The 14,413-nt window shown below is 62.6% G+C and carries 15 protein-coding genes; 11 read left to right on the top strand and 4 right to left on the bottom strand.

Annotated features, from left to right (window positions below; genetic code table 11):
- Positions 1-14: 14 nt before the first annotated feature.
- The 4 genes from ASD95_RS23480 to ASD95_RS23465 are packed head-to-tail and all read right to left on the bottom strand — an operon-like array spanning position 15 to position 3,705.
- Positions 15-806: an ABC transporter permease gene (locus tag ASD95_RS23480; protein ID WP_056727804.1), complete on the bottom strand. Its 792-nt coding sequence runs from the start codon at positions 804-806 to the stop codon at positions 15-17.
- Positions 803-1,534 (bottom strand): ABC transporter ATP-binding protein, encoded by a 732-nt coding sequence (locus ASD95_RS23475; protein WP_056727803.1) that lies wholly within the window; start codon positions 1,532-1,534, stop codon positions 803-805. Before ASD95_RS23475 ends, ASD95_RS23480 begins: the two co-directional genes overlap by 4 nt.
- Positions 1,531-2,490, bottom strand: coding sequence for a YVTN family beta-propeller repeat protein (locus ASD95_RS23470; RefSeq protein ID WP_056727801.1), 960 nt, complete (start codon positions 2,488-2,490; stop codon positions 1,531-1,533). Before ASD95_RS23470 ends, ASD95_RS23475 begins: the two co-directional genes overlap by 4 nt.
- Positions 2,491-2,520: 30 nt before the next feature.
- Positions 2,521-3,705 (bottom strand): ABC transporter substrate-binding protein, encoded by a 1,185-nt coding sequence (locus ASD95_RS23465; protein ID WP_056727799.1) that lies wholly within the window; start codon positions 3,703-3,705, stop codon positions 2,521-2,523.
- Positions 3,706-3,915: 210 nt separating this feature from the next.
- Here ASD95_RS23465 and pedF point away from each other — a divergent pair, with 210 nt between their 5' ends.
- The 11 genes from pedF (at position 3,916) to pqqE (ending at position 14,328) form a co-directional block, all read left to right on the top strand.
- On the top strand, positions 3,916-4,377 hold the full coding sequence (gene pedF, locus ASD95_RS23460) for a cytochrome c-550 PedF (protein ID WP_056727798.1): 462 nt from the start codon (positions 3,916-3,918) through the stop codon (positions 4,375-4,377).
- 3 nt (positions 4,378-4,380) lie between these two features.
- On the top strand, positions 4,381-5,256 hold the full coding sequence (locus ASD95_RS23455) for a substrate-binding periplasmic protein (protein WP_056727796.1): 876 nt from the start codon (positions 4,381-4,383) through the stop codon (positions 5,254-5,256).
- A 10-nt stretch (positions 5,257-5,266) separates the two neighbouring features.
- Positions 5,267-6,028 carry a quinoprotein dehydrogenase-associated SoxYZ-like carrier gene (locus ASD95_RS23450; RefSeq protein WP_056727794.1) on the top strand — a complete coding sequence of 254 codons (762 nt, stop codon included), beginning with the start codon at positions 5,267-5,269 and terminating at the stop codon, positions 6,026-6,028.
- Positions 6,029-6,059: 31 nt separating this feature from the next.
- On the top strand, positions 6,060-6,998 hold the full coding sequence (locus ASD95_RS23445) for a quinoprotein relay system zinc metallohydrolase 1 (RefSeq protein WP_056727792.1): 939 nt from the start codon (positions 6,060-6,062) through the stop codon (positions 6,996-6,998).
- 187 nt (positions 6,999-7,185) lie between these two features.
- Positions 7,186-8,961, top strand: coding sequence for a PQQ-dependent methanol/ethanol family dehydrogenase (locus ASD95_RS23440; RefSeq protein WP_056727790.1), 1,776 nt, complete (start codon positions 7,186-7,188; stop codon positions 8,959-8,961).
- A 261-nt stretch (positions 8,962-9,222) separates the two neighbouring features.
- Positions 9,223-10,743 (top strand): acetaldehyde dehydrogenase ExaC, encoded by a 1,521-nt coding sequence (exaC, locus tag ASD95_RS23435; RefSeq protein WP_056727788.1) that lies wholly within the window; start codon positions 9,223-9,225, stop codon positions 10,741-10,743.
- Positions 10,744-11,001: 258 nt separating this feature from the next.
- Positions 11,002-11,073, top strand: coding sequence for a pyrroloquinoline quinone precursor peptide PqqA (gene pqqA, locus ASD95_RS28905; protein WP_003253598.1), 72 nt, complete (start codon positions 11,002-11,004; stop codon positions 11,071-11,073).
- A gap of 55 nt (positions 11,074-11,128) precedes the next feature.
- Complete coding sequence (gene pqqB, locus ASD95_RS23430) at positions 11,129-12,043, top strand: pyrroloquinoline quinone biosynthesis protein PqqB (protein ID WP_056727787.1); 915 nt, start codon at positions 11,129-11,131, stop codon at positions 12,041-12,043.
- Between the two features lie 143 nt (positions 12,044-12,186).
- Positions 12,187-12,939, top strand: a complete 753-nt coding sequence (gene pqqC / locus ASD95_RS23425) for a pyrroloquinoline-quinone synthase PqqC (RefSeq protein ID WP_056727785.1) — start codon at positions 12,187-12,189, stop codon at positions 12,937-12,939.
- Positions 12,936-13,208: a pyrroloquinoline quinone biosynthesis peptide chaperone PqqD gene (pqqD, locus tag ASD95_RS23420; RefSeq protein ID WP_056727783.1), complete on the top strand. Its 273-nt coding sequence runs from the start codon at positions 12,936-12,938 to the stop codon at positions 13,206-13,208. The genes pqqC and pqqD overlap by 4 nt, the downstream gene beginning before the upstream one ends.
- Positions 13,186-14,328: a pyrroloquinoline quinone biosynthesis protein PqqE gene (gene pqqE, locus ASD95_RS23415; protein WP_056727781.1), complete on the top strand. Its 1,143-nt coding sequence runs from the start codon at positions 13,186-13,188 to the stop codon at positions 14,326-14,328. The genes pqqD and pqqE overlap by 23 nt, the downstream gene beginning before the upstream one ends.
- The last annotated feature ends 85 nt before the right edge of the window (positions 14,329-14,413 follow it).

Genomic DNA, 14,413 nt, shown 5'->3' with positions numbered 1-14,413 from the left:
CGGGGATTGTGGTGTTAGCTGGCTTTGCGCAAGGCAGCATGCTGCGGGTTGAAGGTCAGCACGGCGAGCAGGGCGAACAGCAGCGTCAGGCCCACGCACACCGCCAGCGCCAGCGGATTGAAGCGTTCATACAGGGCAAAACGCACCAGTTCCACCGCATGGGTAAAGGGATTCACCGCGCACAGCCAATACAGCCACTCGCTGGCCTCGCGCATCTTCCACAGCGGATACAGCGCCGATGACAGGAAAAACAGCGGGAAGATCACGAAATTCATCACCCCGGCAAAGTTCTCCAGCTGGCGGATCGCATTCGACAGCAACAGGCCCAAGGCGCTGAGCATCAACGCCACCAGCAGCAGGGCCGGCAACGCCAGCAACAGGCCCATGGCCGGTGGCTGCACGCCGTAGACCCAGGCAATCGCCAGGAAGGCATACACCTGCAACAGCGAAATCAGCGACGTGGCCAACAGTTTGCTGCACAGCAGAAAGGTGCGGGGCAGGGGACTGGTCAGCAGCACCCGCATGCTGCCCATCTCGCGGTCGTAGACCATCGACAGTGATCCCTGCATGCCGTTGAACAGCAGGATCATGCAGGCCAGGCCGGGAATAATGTAGACCTCGTACGGGATGTAGGTGTCGTAGGGCTCGATGATCGCGATCCCCAGCGCTGCGCGAAAACCGGCGGCGAACACCAGTAGCCACAGCAGCGGCCGCACCAGGGCGCTGAGAAACCGCGTGCGTTGCAGCACAAAGCGCAGCCACTCGCGCAGCACGATGCCGCTAAAGCATTGCCAGTAAGCGTTCATTGGGCAACTCCCGATGTTGTCAGGCGGGTGAAGGCCGAACCGAGGTCACCACCGTGTTCCAGGCTCAGGGCATCGGCCTGCCCACTGGCCACCAGCCGGCCTTGATGCAGGATCAGCAAGTCATCCCTGGGCTGCACTTCGTCGAGCAGGTGGGTGGTCCAGAGCACGCTGATGCGCTCCTCGCGACACAGGCTGCGGATGTGCTGGTTGAGTGCCAGTCGACTCGCCGGGTCGAGGCCGACACTGGCTTCATCGAGCAGCAACAGGCGCGGCTCATGCAACAGGGCACGGGCAATTTCCACCCGGCGACGATGGCCGCCATTGAGTTCGCGCACCCGTTCGCGACGGCGATCGGTCAGGGTCTGACGGGCCAGTTCGGCGTCGACCCGAAGGTCGGTCTGGCGCCGGGACAGGCCATGCAATGCGGCGTGATAACGCAGGTTTTGCTCGACGCTGAGGTCTAGGTCCAGGGTGCTTTGCTGGAACACTACACCCAATTGCTTGAGTGCCGGGCGTGCCGCGCTGCGCAATGAATTGCCACCGACGCGGATCTCGCCGTGCTGCAGATCATAGAGCCGGGTGAGCAGGGCAATCAGGGTCGACTTGCCCGCGCCATTGGGACCCAACAGCGCGGCGAAACGCCCGGGTTCCAGGCTGAAACTCACCTTGCGCAAGGCCTCTCGGGCGCCGTAGGCGAAACTCAGGTCGCTGACTTCAAGGGCGTTCATGGCGTCACCACTACGCCCCAAGGGTAGCGTCCGACTTTCACCGATTTGCTGACCTTGAGGCTGTCGACATCGATCACCGAGACATCGCCGCTGACGCCGTTGGTGGCCAGCAGTTGCTTCTGATCCGGGGTGAATGCCATCTGCCAGACTCGTCGACCCACCAGCAGGTAATCGAGAATCTCGAAGGTCTTGGCATCGATCACCGCCACATGATTGGCCGGGCCCAGTGCGACGAAGCCGTACTTGCCATCGGCGCTGAGCTTGATGCCGACCGGCTGGACCTTGTCCGGGTGCACGCCCTTGATCTGGAAGTTCAGGGTCTTGAGCACGGTGCGGCTGGCCACATCGAGAATGGTCACGGTGCCGCCGATTTCCGCCGAGGCCCAGAGCTGGGCGCCATCGGGGGAGAACTCGACGAAGCGCGGGCGCTGGTCGACCAGGGTGCTGTCGGCCAGGGTCTGGGTGCTGGTGTCGATCCAGTGCAGCATGTTGGTGGTTTCGCTGGTGTTGACCGCCCACTTGCCGTCAGGGCTGACGGCCATGCCTTCGGGTTCGACACCGACGTTGATCTGGCCGAGCACCTTGGACGTCTCGGTGTCGATCACCGTGACCAGCGCATCGTCCTCGTTGGAGACGTACAACCAGCGATTATTCGGATGCAGGGCGAATTGCTCGGGGTCTTTGCCCGAGGGCAGTTCCTTGATGATCTTGCGCGTGGCCACGTCCATCACCTGGACCCGGTCCGAGTCGCTGGCGCAGATGTACAGCAGTTTGTTGTCATGGGACAGCAGCAGGCCGCGGGGGCGCTGGCCGACGGGCAGGGTGTCGGTGACTTGCAGGGTCTGCAGGTCGATCAGGCTCAGGCTGTTGTCCTTTTCGTTGGAGACCCAGGCAGTGCTGGCAACGGCATGGCCAGCGGCGAGCAGCATGATGCAAGAGAGCAGGGTGCGGCGCATGGCGGATTCCTTGTTGTTGTGATTATCGGATCAGGGAAAACGGCAGCTGACCTCGGGTTTGTCGTAGCCCAGGCTGTCCATCTCGTTGAAGGGGTGCAGAAAGCCGTCCTGGGGTGAGGTGCTGACCAGCGCCCGTGGCTGGACGATGGGAATCGGCTGGCGCAACTGGCCGTTCCACGGCCGATAGCTGAGCTTGCGGCCCTTGAAGCCGTCGAGGGGCAACTGGTCGCTGATTTCCAGCGTACGGATCGCCCTCGGCTCGGCCTGGCGCAGTTTGCTCACGGCGCTGGCGATACTGCGCACGGCCATCCATGCCGCGAAATCACGGTCATTCATCCAGCGCCCGGTCAGGGCTTCGAAGCGTTTTTGCAGCTGCGCGGCGCCGTAGGTTTCCACGGTCTTGTGCCAGCCCACCGGGGTCAGGCCCTGGGTGCCGGCGACCGGGCGCGGGTACCAGGTCTGGTAGGGCACGTATTCTCCGAAGTCGCCGCGTTCATCGGCCACCAGTACCACGTCGTACTCGGCGGTCTGGGTGAACAGCGGCATGTCCGCCTGGGCGCTGCGGCGTTGGTCGTTATCGAAGCTCCAGGGTTTTTCCGCCACCAGTTGCAAGCCAAAGCGCTTGGCCCCGCGGCGCAGGGCGGCGGCATAGGCTTGATCGTCGGGCGTCGGGCCGACGATCAGCAGCGCCCGCTGCCATTTGCGCAGCACCAGAAACTGCGCCAGCGCATCGGCGAGCATCGCCCGGCTCGGCAAGGTATGCAGCACGTTCGCCAGGCAATCGGTGGTGCGCAGGCTGTCATCGGGGCTACCGGCGTTGAACAGCAGACTGTCGGGCAGCGCTGCACTCAATTGGCGCAGGCTGGTGGCGGGGGCATTGACTACAAACAGGCGCAGGCCTTGTTCATGCTGCGCCTTTGCCGCTTCGAGCAAGGCCTCGGGGCTGTCGACATTGGCGCTGACCAGGTTGTAGCCGTGGTTGAGAAAACGCCCGGTGCTGTTGCTGTCGGTGATCGCCAGTTCGGCGCCGCGCAGCCCGGCATCGGTGGGCTCGGGGATGACGCTGGACAGCAGCGGGCCGGGGTCGGGGCGATAACCCAGGTAGCCGATCCGCACCTGCAAGGGCGCTTCGCTGGCCTGGCTCTGGGTGGCCAGGCCGGCGGCGCAGGCAATCGCCAGCAGGTAGATCAGGGCGTAAGGGATGAGCGGGCGCATAGGGCACTCCATTACAGGTAGCGCCAGCTTAGGTAGCCCGTGAAGCTGAGGAAATATGCAGAAAGTACCGGTGGTGTCCATCCAGCGCCTTACTACCAAGGGACTAGGTGGCGACCACCAAAGCAGCATGGGGTGAGTGCGATACCGTTTCTAAGATGGCTGCCATAGCCTCTGCCAAGAGGTTTTGCGTGCAATCCAGAGGGCATAACAATGACAACAAGACGCAACGCCTTGCTCGTGACCGGGCTATTGGCCAGTTTGATCAGTGCAGGTTCCGTCTGGGCCCACGGCAACGTGGTGCCACAGGCCGTGGCCACCCCGGGGCTGACCCCGATCAAGGACGCCGGTGTGCAACTCGATGCCGATGGCTGGGCCGCGGTGAACCCGTATCGCACCGCCCCGGAACATGACAAAGCAGTGGAAATCGGTGCTTCTGCGTACACCCAGAACTGCGCGGCCTGTCATGGCCTGGAAGCCAAGTCCGGCGGTATCGCCCCCGACTTGCGCATGCTTGATGTCGGTGAGTCGGGCGATGAATGGTTCGCCGAACGGGTGCGCCATGGCGCGGTGCGCGACGGTCGGGTGTACATGCCGAAGATGGCCGACTACCTGAGTCAGGAAGCCCTGTGGGCAGTGCGCACTTATCTGGACACTGTGCACGTCGAGGAGTGACCCATGCGCCTGCTCGCGGTGTTGATCGGCGCTCTGTGGCTGTGCTGCCAGGCGGCGCAGGCGCAGGTTCGCAACTACGACGAAATGATCGCCGCCGGGGAGCTTAAGGTGGCGGTCTACAAGGACTTCGCCCCCTACAGCTTTGAACGCGCCGGAAAGCCCCAGGGTGTCGATGTCGAGCTCGCCGAGGCCCTGGCCAAGGCGCTCGGCGTGCGCCTGACACTGATCTGGGCACCGGCCGGGGAAAAGCTCGACGACGACCTGCGCGATTACATCTGGCGTGCCAGTGCCTTGCACAACCAGCAACTGGCCGACCTGATGATGCGCGTGCCCTACGACCGTGACTACGCGCAGAAGCGCAACGAGTTCGGCGAACTGGTCAACGGCCAAGTGGTGATGTTCGGTCCGTACCAGAACGAACAATGGCAGGTGGCCTATGACCGCCGGCGGCTGGACAAGGTCGCCAGCGTCGCGGTGTTCGAGCATCACCCGATTGGTGTCGAAGTCGACAGCGTGCCGTCGTTCTACCTGACGTCGGTGTTCAACGGCATGCTCGCTGGCAAGACCCATCACTATCCCGGCGTGCCCCAGGCGTTTGCCGGGATGAAGGTCGGCGAGGTCGACGCGGTGATGGCCATGCGCGGCGAAATCGACTGGCAGATCCATGAAGCGGCCGACCCGCAAGTGGCACTGGCTGAGAACGCCTACCCGAACATGGGCAAGCAACTTTGGGAAATCGGCATGGCGGTGCACGAAAGCAACCGGCAACTGGCCTATGCCGTGGAAGAGGCGCTCGAAGGCCTGATCCGCGAGGGTTCGGTGAAGACCATCTACGGCCATTACGGCCTGCAGTACGACGTGCCCGAGATGTATCAATAAGGAGCAGGCGATGAAATGGCGAGGGAGTTGTCTGTTGGCCTGCTGGTTAAGCCTGGCGGCACAAGCTGGCGCTATCGATCCCGGTAAGGACCCGGTGCCATCGGTGATGTGGAATTTCTATCAGCAGCAGTTCCTCGGTAATGCGCCGTTCGTTTTCGATGAGCGGGTCAAGTTGCTGGCGCCGCCGTTTGCCGAAGATGCCCGGCAGGTGCCGCTGGAAATCGACGCCCGGGCGTTCAAGGGCGAGGTGGTGAAAATCCTCGCCTGGGCAGAGCTGAACCCGTTGCCGAAAATCGTCGACTTCCAGCCGCTTGATTCGGTTTTGCCTTGGCTGTCGTTGCGCATTCGCATCGAACAGGCCACGCCCTTGCGCGCGGCGGTGTTGACCCGCGACGGCGTGTGGCATGTCGGCTCGACCCTGATTGATGCGGCGGGTGGCGGCTGCACCGCGCCGAGCGTGGTGCGCACGCAACCAGGCTGGGAAGAGCACATCGGCGAAGTGTTCGGCGGCCGTTACCCCCGGGGCGAATTCAGCCGTTTGCGGTTGCAGGTGGCCCATCCCATGGACAATGGCATGGTCAGCGGCATTCCGGAGTTCTTCATCAACCATGTCGAGTTGCGCGACCACAACGAGCAGGTGCTGGCCCGGCTGGAGCTGTTTCCCGCAGTCAGCGAAAACCCCAACCTGGCCTTCGACATCGAAGGAGCAGGGCAAACGCGCCTGTTAATACGGGACAACAGTGGCAATGAGTTCAATGCGTCGATCCTCTGACCCCAAGGAGCGTGACCTCAAGGAGCGTGGCATGCGCTGGATCCTGTTGATGGTGCTGAGCGTCAGTCTGCCGGCCCTGGCCGATCTCGAGTACTCACTCAAGCCCCGGCAGATCGCCCGGGACACCTGGCTGCTGGAAGGCAGCACCGATAATTTTGCCAAGGCCAACGGCGGCAACATCGTCAACACCGCGTTCATCGTCACTGACCGGGGTGTGGTGGTGATCGATACCGGTCCGTCGAAGCGCTACGGCGAAGCGATGCGCAAGGCCATTGCCGCCACCACCGACAAGCCAGTGATCGAGGTCTTGCTGACCCATCATCACCCGGACCATGTGCTGGGCAACCAAGCCTTCAGCGACGTGCCGATCGGCGCCTTGGCCGGCACCACCGAGCTGTTGCACCGGCAAGGCGATGCCATGGCCGAGAATATGTACCGGATGGTCGGCGACTGGATGCGTGGCACCGAAGTGGTGATGCCTACCCAGGTGCTGACACCCGGCGTGAAAAGTTTTGGGAATCACGATCTGCGTCTGCTGAGCCTGGGTGGGCATACGGGCGCGGATCTGGCTATTCTCGACCAGCGAACCGGCGTGTTGTTTGCCGGGGACCTGGTGTTTTATCAACGGGCGCTGACCACACCCAACAGTCCAGGGCTGGCAGTGTGGCTGGCGGACATCGCGACCCTGCAAGGCTTGCCCTGGACGCAGGTTGTGCCGGGCCATGGCCCGGTGGCGAGCGACCCTCAACCCTTCGAGCAAATGCGCGATTACCTGACCTGGCTCGATCAACTGATGCGCGACGGCGCCGCCAATGGCAGCGACATGGCCGAGATGATCCGCAGCCCCGTCCCCGAACGTTTCGCCGGGATCAACCTGAGCCGCTACGAACTGATCCGCAGCGTCAGTCATCTGTACCCGCGCTACGAGCGTGGGCGGATGACGCGGGTGGATTCCAACGCGCAAAAGTGAGCAAACACAGACCCCTGGGGGACTTTCATCGGGCACAAAATCCGCGGCTCATCACCCCCCACCCTGTACCAAGGAACTAGCAATCTCCTCATTGCGGGCAATTGTTGCCAGGGCGGCGGCGCTCAAGAATCTGCACCAGACCGGGAAAACTTTCCGGACATAACAAAAATCCGCAGAGGAAGCCGTCATGACCCAACCCGCACGTCGCCAGCCCTTCGTCTTGAGCCTGCTGCTCAGTGCCATGCTGTTGTCCGGCCAGGCATTGGCCGGGGTTTCCGACCAGGACATTCTCCAGGACCCGAAGAACCCGGAACAGGTCGTGACCAACGGACTCGGCGTTCAAGGGCAGCGCTACAGCCCGCTGGATATTCTCAACGTCGACAACGTCAAGGAGCTGCGCCCGGTGTGGGCGTTTTCCTTCGGCGGTGAAAAACAACGTGGCCAGCAAGCGCAGCCGATGGTCAAGGACGGCGTGATGTACATGACCGGTTCCTATTCCCGGGTGTTCGCCGTGGATGCGCGCACCGGCAAGAAACTCTGGCAATACGATGCACGCCTGCCCGATGACATCCGTCCTTGTTGCGACGTGATCAACCGCGGCGTCGCGCTGTATGGTGACCTGGTGATTTTCGGCACCCTCGACGCCAAGCTCGTGGCGCTGAACAAGGACACCGGCAAGGTGGTGTGGAGCAAGAAAGTCGCCGACCACAAGGAAGGCTACTCGATCAGTGCCGCGCCGCTGGTGATCAACGGCAAGCTGATTACCGGCGTGGCCGGTGGCGAGTTTGGCGTGGTGGGCAAGATCGAGGCCTACGACCCGAAAAACGGTGATCTGCTGTGGACCCGGCCAACGGTCGAAGGCCATATGGGCTACGTCTACAAGGACGGCAAAGCGGTGGAAAACGGCATCTCCGGCGGCGAGGCAGGCAAGACCTGGCCGGGCGATCTCTGGAAAACCGGCGGCGCGGCCCCGTGGCTGGGCGGCTATTACGACCCGGAAACCAACCTGCTGCTGTTCGGTACCGGCAACCCGGCACCGTGGAACTCGCACCTGCGCCCTGGCGACAACCTCTACTCCTCATCGCGCCTGGCGCTCAACCCGGACGATGGCACCATCAAGTGGCACTTCCAGAGCACGCCCCACGACGGTTGGGACTACGACGGCGTGAACGAGCTGGTGTCGTTCAACTACAGCGAAGGCGGCAAGGAGATCAAGGCGGCGGCCACTGCCGACCGTAACGGCTTCTTCTACGTGCTGGATCGTACCAACGGCAAATTCATCCGCGGCTTCCCGTTCGTGGACAAGATCACCTGGGCCACCGGCCTGGATAAGAACGGCCGGCCGATCTACAACGAGGCCAGCCGTCCCGGTGCCCCAGGCTCGGAAGTCAAGGGCAGTTCGGTCTTCGTGGCACCGGCGTTCCTCGGCGCGAAAAACTGGATGCCGATGGCCTACAACCAAGACACCGGGCTGTTCTATGTGCCGTCCAACGAGTGGGGCATGGACATCTGGAACGAAGGCATCGCCTACAAGAAAGGCGCGGCGTTCCTCGGCGCCGGCTTCACCATCAAACCGTTGAACGAAGACTACATCGGCGTGTTGCGGGCCATCGATCCGAAAACCGGCAAGGAAGTCTGGCGCCACAAGAACTACGCGCCGCTGTGGGGCGGGGTGCTGACCACCAAGGGCAATCTGGTGTTTACCGGCACGCCTGAAGGCTTCCTGCAGGCGTTCAACGCCAAGACCGGCGAAAAGGTCTGGGAATTCCAGACCGGTTCCGGCGTGCTCGGCTCGCCCGTGACCTGGGAAATGGACGGCGAACAGTACGTCTCGGTGCTCTCCGGCTGGGGCGGCGCGGTACCGCTGTGGGGCGGTGAAGTGGCCAAGCGGGTGAAGGACTTCAACCAGGGCGGCATGCTCTGGACCTTCAAGCTGCCCAAGGATCTTGTCGCCAAGCATTAACGTCAGGACCACCACATAACCTGTGGGAGCGAGCTTGCTCGCGATAGCGGTCTGACAGTCGACATCAATGGCGAATGTGCTGGCCTCATCGTCGGAACGCCGCCCGGAGCAAGCTCGCTCCCACAGTGTTTTGTGTGAAATCTACGACCAAATAACGAGAGCCCCTCCTGCCAACGATGCATTCGTCTGGCACGCGGGGCTCTCTAGTATCGGTTCATCGCCTGTCAGTACGACAGGCATCGACCCAGACAGAGGCCCACCATGATCTACGCACAACCCGGAACCCCAGGCGCCGTCATTACCTTCAAGCCGCGCTACGGCAACTTCATCGGTGGCGAGTTTGTTGCCCCGATCAATGGCGAGTACTTCACCAACACCTCGCCGGTCAACGGTGAAGTGATCGCCGAATTCCCGCGCTCCAGCGCCGCCGACATCGACAAGGCTCTCGACGCTGCCCATGCCGCTGCCGACGCCTGGGGCAAAACCTCGGCCCAGGACCGCTCCCTGGTGCTGCTGAAAATCGCCGACCGCATCGAGCAGAACCTGGAAGTGCTGGCCGTCACCGAAACCTGGGATAACGGCAAGGCCGTGCGCGAAACCCTGAACGCCGACGTGCCGCTGGCGGCCGACCACTTCCGTTACTTCGCCGGCTGCATCCGCGCCCAGGAAGGCGGGGCTGCGGAGATCAACGAGCTGACCACGGCCTATCACTTCCATGAACCCTTGGGCGTGGTCGGGCAGATCATTCCGTGGAACTTCCCGCTGCTGATGGCCGCCTGGAAACTCGCCCCGGCCCTGGCCGCCGGCAACTGCATCGTGCTCAAGCCTGCCGAGCAAACACCGCTGTCGATCATGGTCTTCGCCGAGCTGATCGCCGACCTGCTGCCGGCGGGCGTGCTGAACATCGTCCAGGGCTTCGGTCGCGAAGCCGGCGAGGCCCTGGCCACCAGCAAGCGCATCGCCAAGATCGCCTTCACCGGCTCGACCCCGGTGGGCGCGCACATCATGCATTGCGCCGCCGAGAACATCATCCCGAGCACCGTCGAGCTGGGAGGCAAGTCGCCGAACATCTTCTTCGAAGACATCATGAACGCGGAACCCGAGTTCATCGAAAAAGCCGCCGAAGGCCTGGTGCTGGCGTTCTTCAACCAGGGCGAAGTCTGCACCTGCCCGTCCCGGGCGCTGGTCCAGGAGTCGATCTACGAGCCGTTCATGGCCGAGGTGATGAAGAAAATCGTCAAGATCAAGCGTGGTAACCCGCTGGACACCGAGACCATGGTCGGCGCCCAGGCGTCCGAGCAGCAATACGACAAGATTCTCTCGTACCTGACCATTGCCCAGGAGGAGGGCGCCGAGCTGCTCACCGGCGGCGCGGCCGAACGTCTGGAGGGCGACCTGTCCAGCGGTTACTACATCCAGCCGACCCTGCTCAAGGGTCACAACAAGATGCGTGTGTTCCAGGAAGAAATCTTCGGCCCGGTGGTGGGGATCACCACCTTCAAGGACGAAGCCGAAGCCCTGGCTATTGCCAACGACAGCGAGTTCGGCCTCGGTGCCGGCCTGTGGACCCGCGACATCAACCGCGCCTACCGCATGGGCCGGGCGATCAAGGCCGGGCGCGTGTGGACCAACTGCTACCACCTGTACCCGGCGCACGCGGCGTTCGGTGGCTACAAGAAGTCCGGCGTCGGTCGGGAAAACCACAAGATGATGCTTGACCACTATCAGCAGACCAAAAACCTGCTGGTGAGCTACGACATCAATCCGCTGGGGTTCTTCTGATTCCTCAAGAACACTGAAAAACCTGTGGGAGCGAGCTTGCTCGCGATGAGGCCATGACATCCAACATCTATGTTGACTGTTGCGCCGTCATCGCGAGCAAGCTCGCTCCCACATTGGTTTTTGGTGTGTACAGAATTTGTGCAACACCCCCTACCAAATCACCCCGCCAACTCCTTCGAAAGTAGCATTCGGGCACCCGTTGCCCCGTGCATTAATGGCTCTACCGGAATCACCCGGGCACAAGAAGAGGAATGACCCATGTGGACTAAACCCGCGTTTACCGATCTGCGCATTGGCTTCGAAGTGACGATGTATTTCGCCAACCGTTGATTGATCACCCGGCCAGCCGATGCGTTGGCCGGGCCTGCCTTCTGGAGCATCCGCCATGCACATCCGCGTTCTCGGTTCCGCCGCTGGCGGTGGTTTCCCCCAGTGGAATTGCAACTGCAGCCAGTGCGCCGGGGTGCGCAATGGCAGCCTGCGGGCACAGCGCCGTACGCAGTCGTCGATTGCCCTGAGTGACGACGGTGTCGAGTGGGTGCTGTGTAACGCGTCACCGGACATTCGCGCGCAATTCGAGAGTTTTGCGCCATTGCAACCGGCGCGGCGCCTGCGTGACAGCGCCATCGCCGGCATCGTGCTGCTGGACAGCCAGATTGACCATTGCACCGGTTTGCTCAGCCTGCGTGAAGGTTGCCCGCATGACGTGTGGTGCACCGAGCGCGTGCACCAGGACCTGAGCAGCGGTTTCCCGTTGTTCAACATGCTCGGACACTGGAACGGCGGATTGCACTGGCAACCGGTCGGCCTCGATCGCCAGCCATTCAGCATCGCGGCCTGCGGGCATCTGCAATTTCGCGCGGTTCCCCTGGTGAGCAACGCGCCGCCGTATTCGCCCAATCGCGGCAATCCGCAACCGGGCGACACCATTGGCTTGTTCATTGAAGACCTGCGCAACGGCGCATCGCTGTTCTATGCCCCGGGCCTTGGTCGAATCGACGATGAAGTGCTGGGCTGGATGCAGCGCGCCGATTGCCTGCTGCTGGACGGCACAATGTGGCGCGACGACGAGATGCGTATTTGCGAAGTCGGCCAGAGCCTGGGCAGCGAAATGGGGCACCTCCCGCAAAGCGGCCCCGGCGGGATGCTTGAAGTGCTGGAGGGGTTCAACCGCCAGCGCAAGGTGCTGATCCACATCAACAACACCAATCCCATTCTCGATGAAGACTCGGCCGAGCGGGCGCTGCTGGAGCGGCGGGGGATCGAAGTGGCTTATGACGGCATGGATATCGTGCTGTAGCGACTGACACCTTCGCGAGCAAGCCCGCTCCCACAATGGATTTCTGCAGTACATGAAATTTGTGTTCCCACCGAACACCTGTGGGAGCGAGCTTGCTCGCGATAGGGCCAGCGCGGGCACCGCAAAAATTCCCGGAGAACAAAATGACTGACACCCCCATGTCCCCCACAGAATTCGAAGCCGCCCTGCGCGCCAAGGGCGCCTACTACCACATCCACCATCCCTTCCACCAAGCCATGTACGCCGGCCGCGCCAGCCGCGAGCAGATCCAGGGCTGGGTCGCCAATCGCTTCTACTATCAGATCAACATCCCCCTGAAGGACGCCGCGATTCTCGCCAACTGCCCGGACCGCGACGTGCGCCGGGAATGGCTGCAACGGATCCTCGACCACGATGGTGTCCCCGGCAGCGAGGGCGGCATCGAAGCCTGGCTACGCCTGGGCGAAGCGGTGGGGCTGGATCGCGAGCAGATCCTCTCCCAGGAACGGGTGCTGCCCGGCGTGCGTTTCGCGGTGGACGCCTACGTCAATTTCGCCCGTCGCGCGTGCTGGCAGGAAGCGGCCAGCAGTTCGCTGACCGAACTCTTTGCCCCCCAGATCCATCAGTCGCGACTCGACGCCTGGCCGACCCACTACCCATGGATCGACGCTGCTGGCTACGACTATTTCCGCACGCGCCTGAGCCAGGCGCGGCGCGATGTCGAGCATGGCTTGCGCGTCACCCTGGCGCACTACGTGACGGCCGAGGGGCAACAACGCATGCTGCAGATTCTGCAATTCAAGCTCGACGTGCTGTGGAGCATGCTCGATGCCATGAGCATGGCCTACGAGCTTGCGCGCCCGCCGTATCACACGGTTACCGATAACAAAGTCTGGCACCGGGGGATCGCCCTGTGAGCCTGATCAATCGCCAACAGTCACCGGCCTTGCGTCGCGGTTTTCGTCTGCAATGGGAGCCCCGTCAGGACTGCCACGTGCTGCTGTACCCCGAAGGCATGATCAAGCTCAATGCCAGTGCCGGACAGATTCTCGACCTGGTGGATGGCCAGCGCAGCGTGGCGGCGATCATCGAGCGATTGAGCGCGAATTTTCCCGGCGTACCGGGGATCGACGAAGACGTGCTGGCGTTTCTGGAGGTGGCCCATGCGCAATTCTGGATCGAGTGAGACGCTGCCCGGACCGCCGTTGTGGCTGCTCGCCGAGCTGACCTACCGCTGTCCGCTGCAGTGCCCCTATTGCTCCAACCCGCTGGATTTTGCCCGGCACGGCGAGGAACTGAGCACGGAGGAATGGATTCGTGTATTCCGTGAAGCGCGGGACATGGGCGCCGCGCAATTGGGCTTTTCCGGTGGCGAGCCGCTGGTACGCCAGGACCTCGCCGAACTGATCAAGGCCGCCCGGGACATGGGCTACTACACCAACCTGATCACCTCCGGCATCGGCCTGACCGAGCAGAAGGTGCGTGACTTCAAGGTGGCCGGGCTGGACCATATCCAGATCAGCTTCCAGGCCGCCGACGAGGCGGTGAACAACATGCTCGCCGGTTCGCGCAAGGCCTTCGCCCAGAAACTCGCCATGGCCCGTGCGGTGAAAGCCCAGGGTTATCCGATGGTGCTGAACTTCGTCACCCATCGGCACAACATCGACCGGATCGCGCAGATCATCGAACTGTGCCTGGAGCTGGAAGCGGACTTCGTCGAATTGGCCACCTGCCAGTTCTATGGCTGGGCCGAACTGAATCGCGTCGGCCTGTTGCCCACCCGCGAGCAATTGCAGCGTGCCGAGCGCATCACCAACGAGTACCGCCAACGCCTTGAAGCCCAGGGCCACCCGTGCAAGCTGATCTTCGTCACCCCGGACTACTACGAAGAGCGTCCCAAGACCTGCATGAACGGCTGGGCCAACCTGTTTCTCGACATCACTCCCGACGGCACGGCCTTGCCTTGCCACAGCGCCCGGCAGTTACCGGTGCAGTTTCCCAATGTGCGCGAGCACAGCCTCTCGCACATCTGGAACGACTCGTTCGGCTTCAATCGTTTTCGCGGCGATGACTGGATGAAGGAGCCATGCCGCTCCTGCGATGAAAAGCACAAGGACCTGGGCGGGTGTCGCTGCCAGGCTTTCATGCTGACCGGCGATGCCAGCAATGCCGACCCGGTGTGCAGCAAGTCTGCGCACCACGGCGTGATCCTCAAGGCCCGGGAGGAAGCGCAGGCACCGGGGTTGGGGATCGAACACCTCACATTGCGTAATGCGAAGGCTTCGCAGCTGATCTATCGCGGATAGTTCTAGCGCCGCAGATCCCCTGTGGGAGCCGGCTTGCTCGCGAAGAGGCCCTGTCAGTCAATATTGATGGTGACTGACACTCCGC

This window comes from Pseudomonas sp. Root71 (genome assembly GCF_001429045.1).
Classification (GTDB): Bacteria; Pseudomonadota; Gammaproteobacteria; order Pseudomonadales; family Pseudomonadaceae; genus Aquipseudomonas; species Aquipseudomonas monachiensis.
This window is presented reverse-complemented; position numbering and strand designations above follow the sequence as displayed.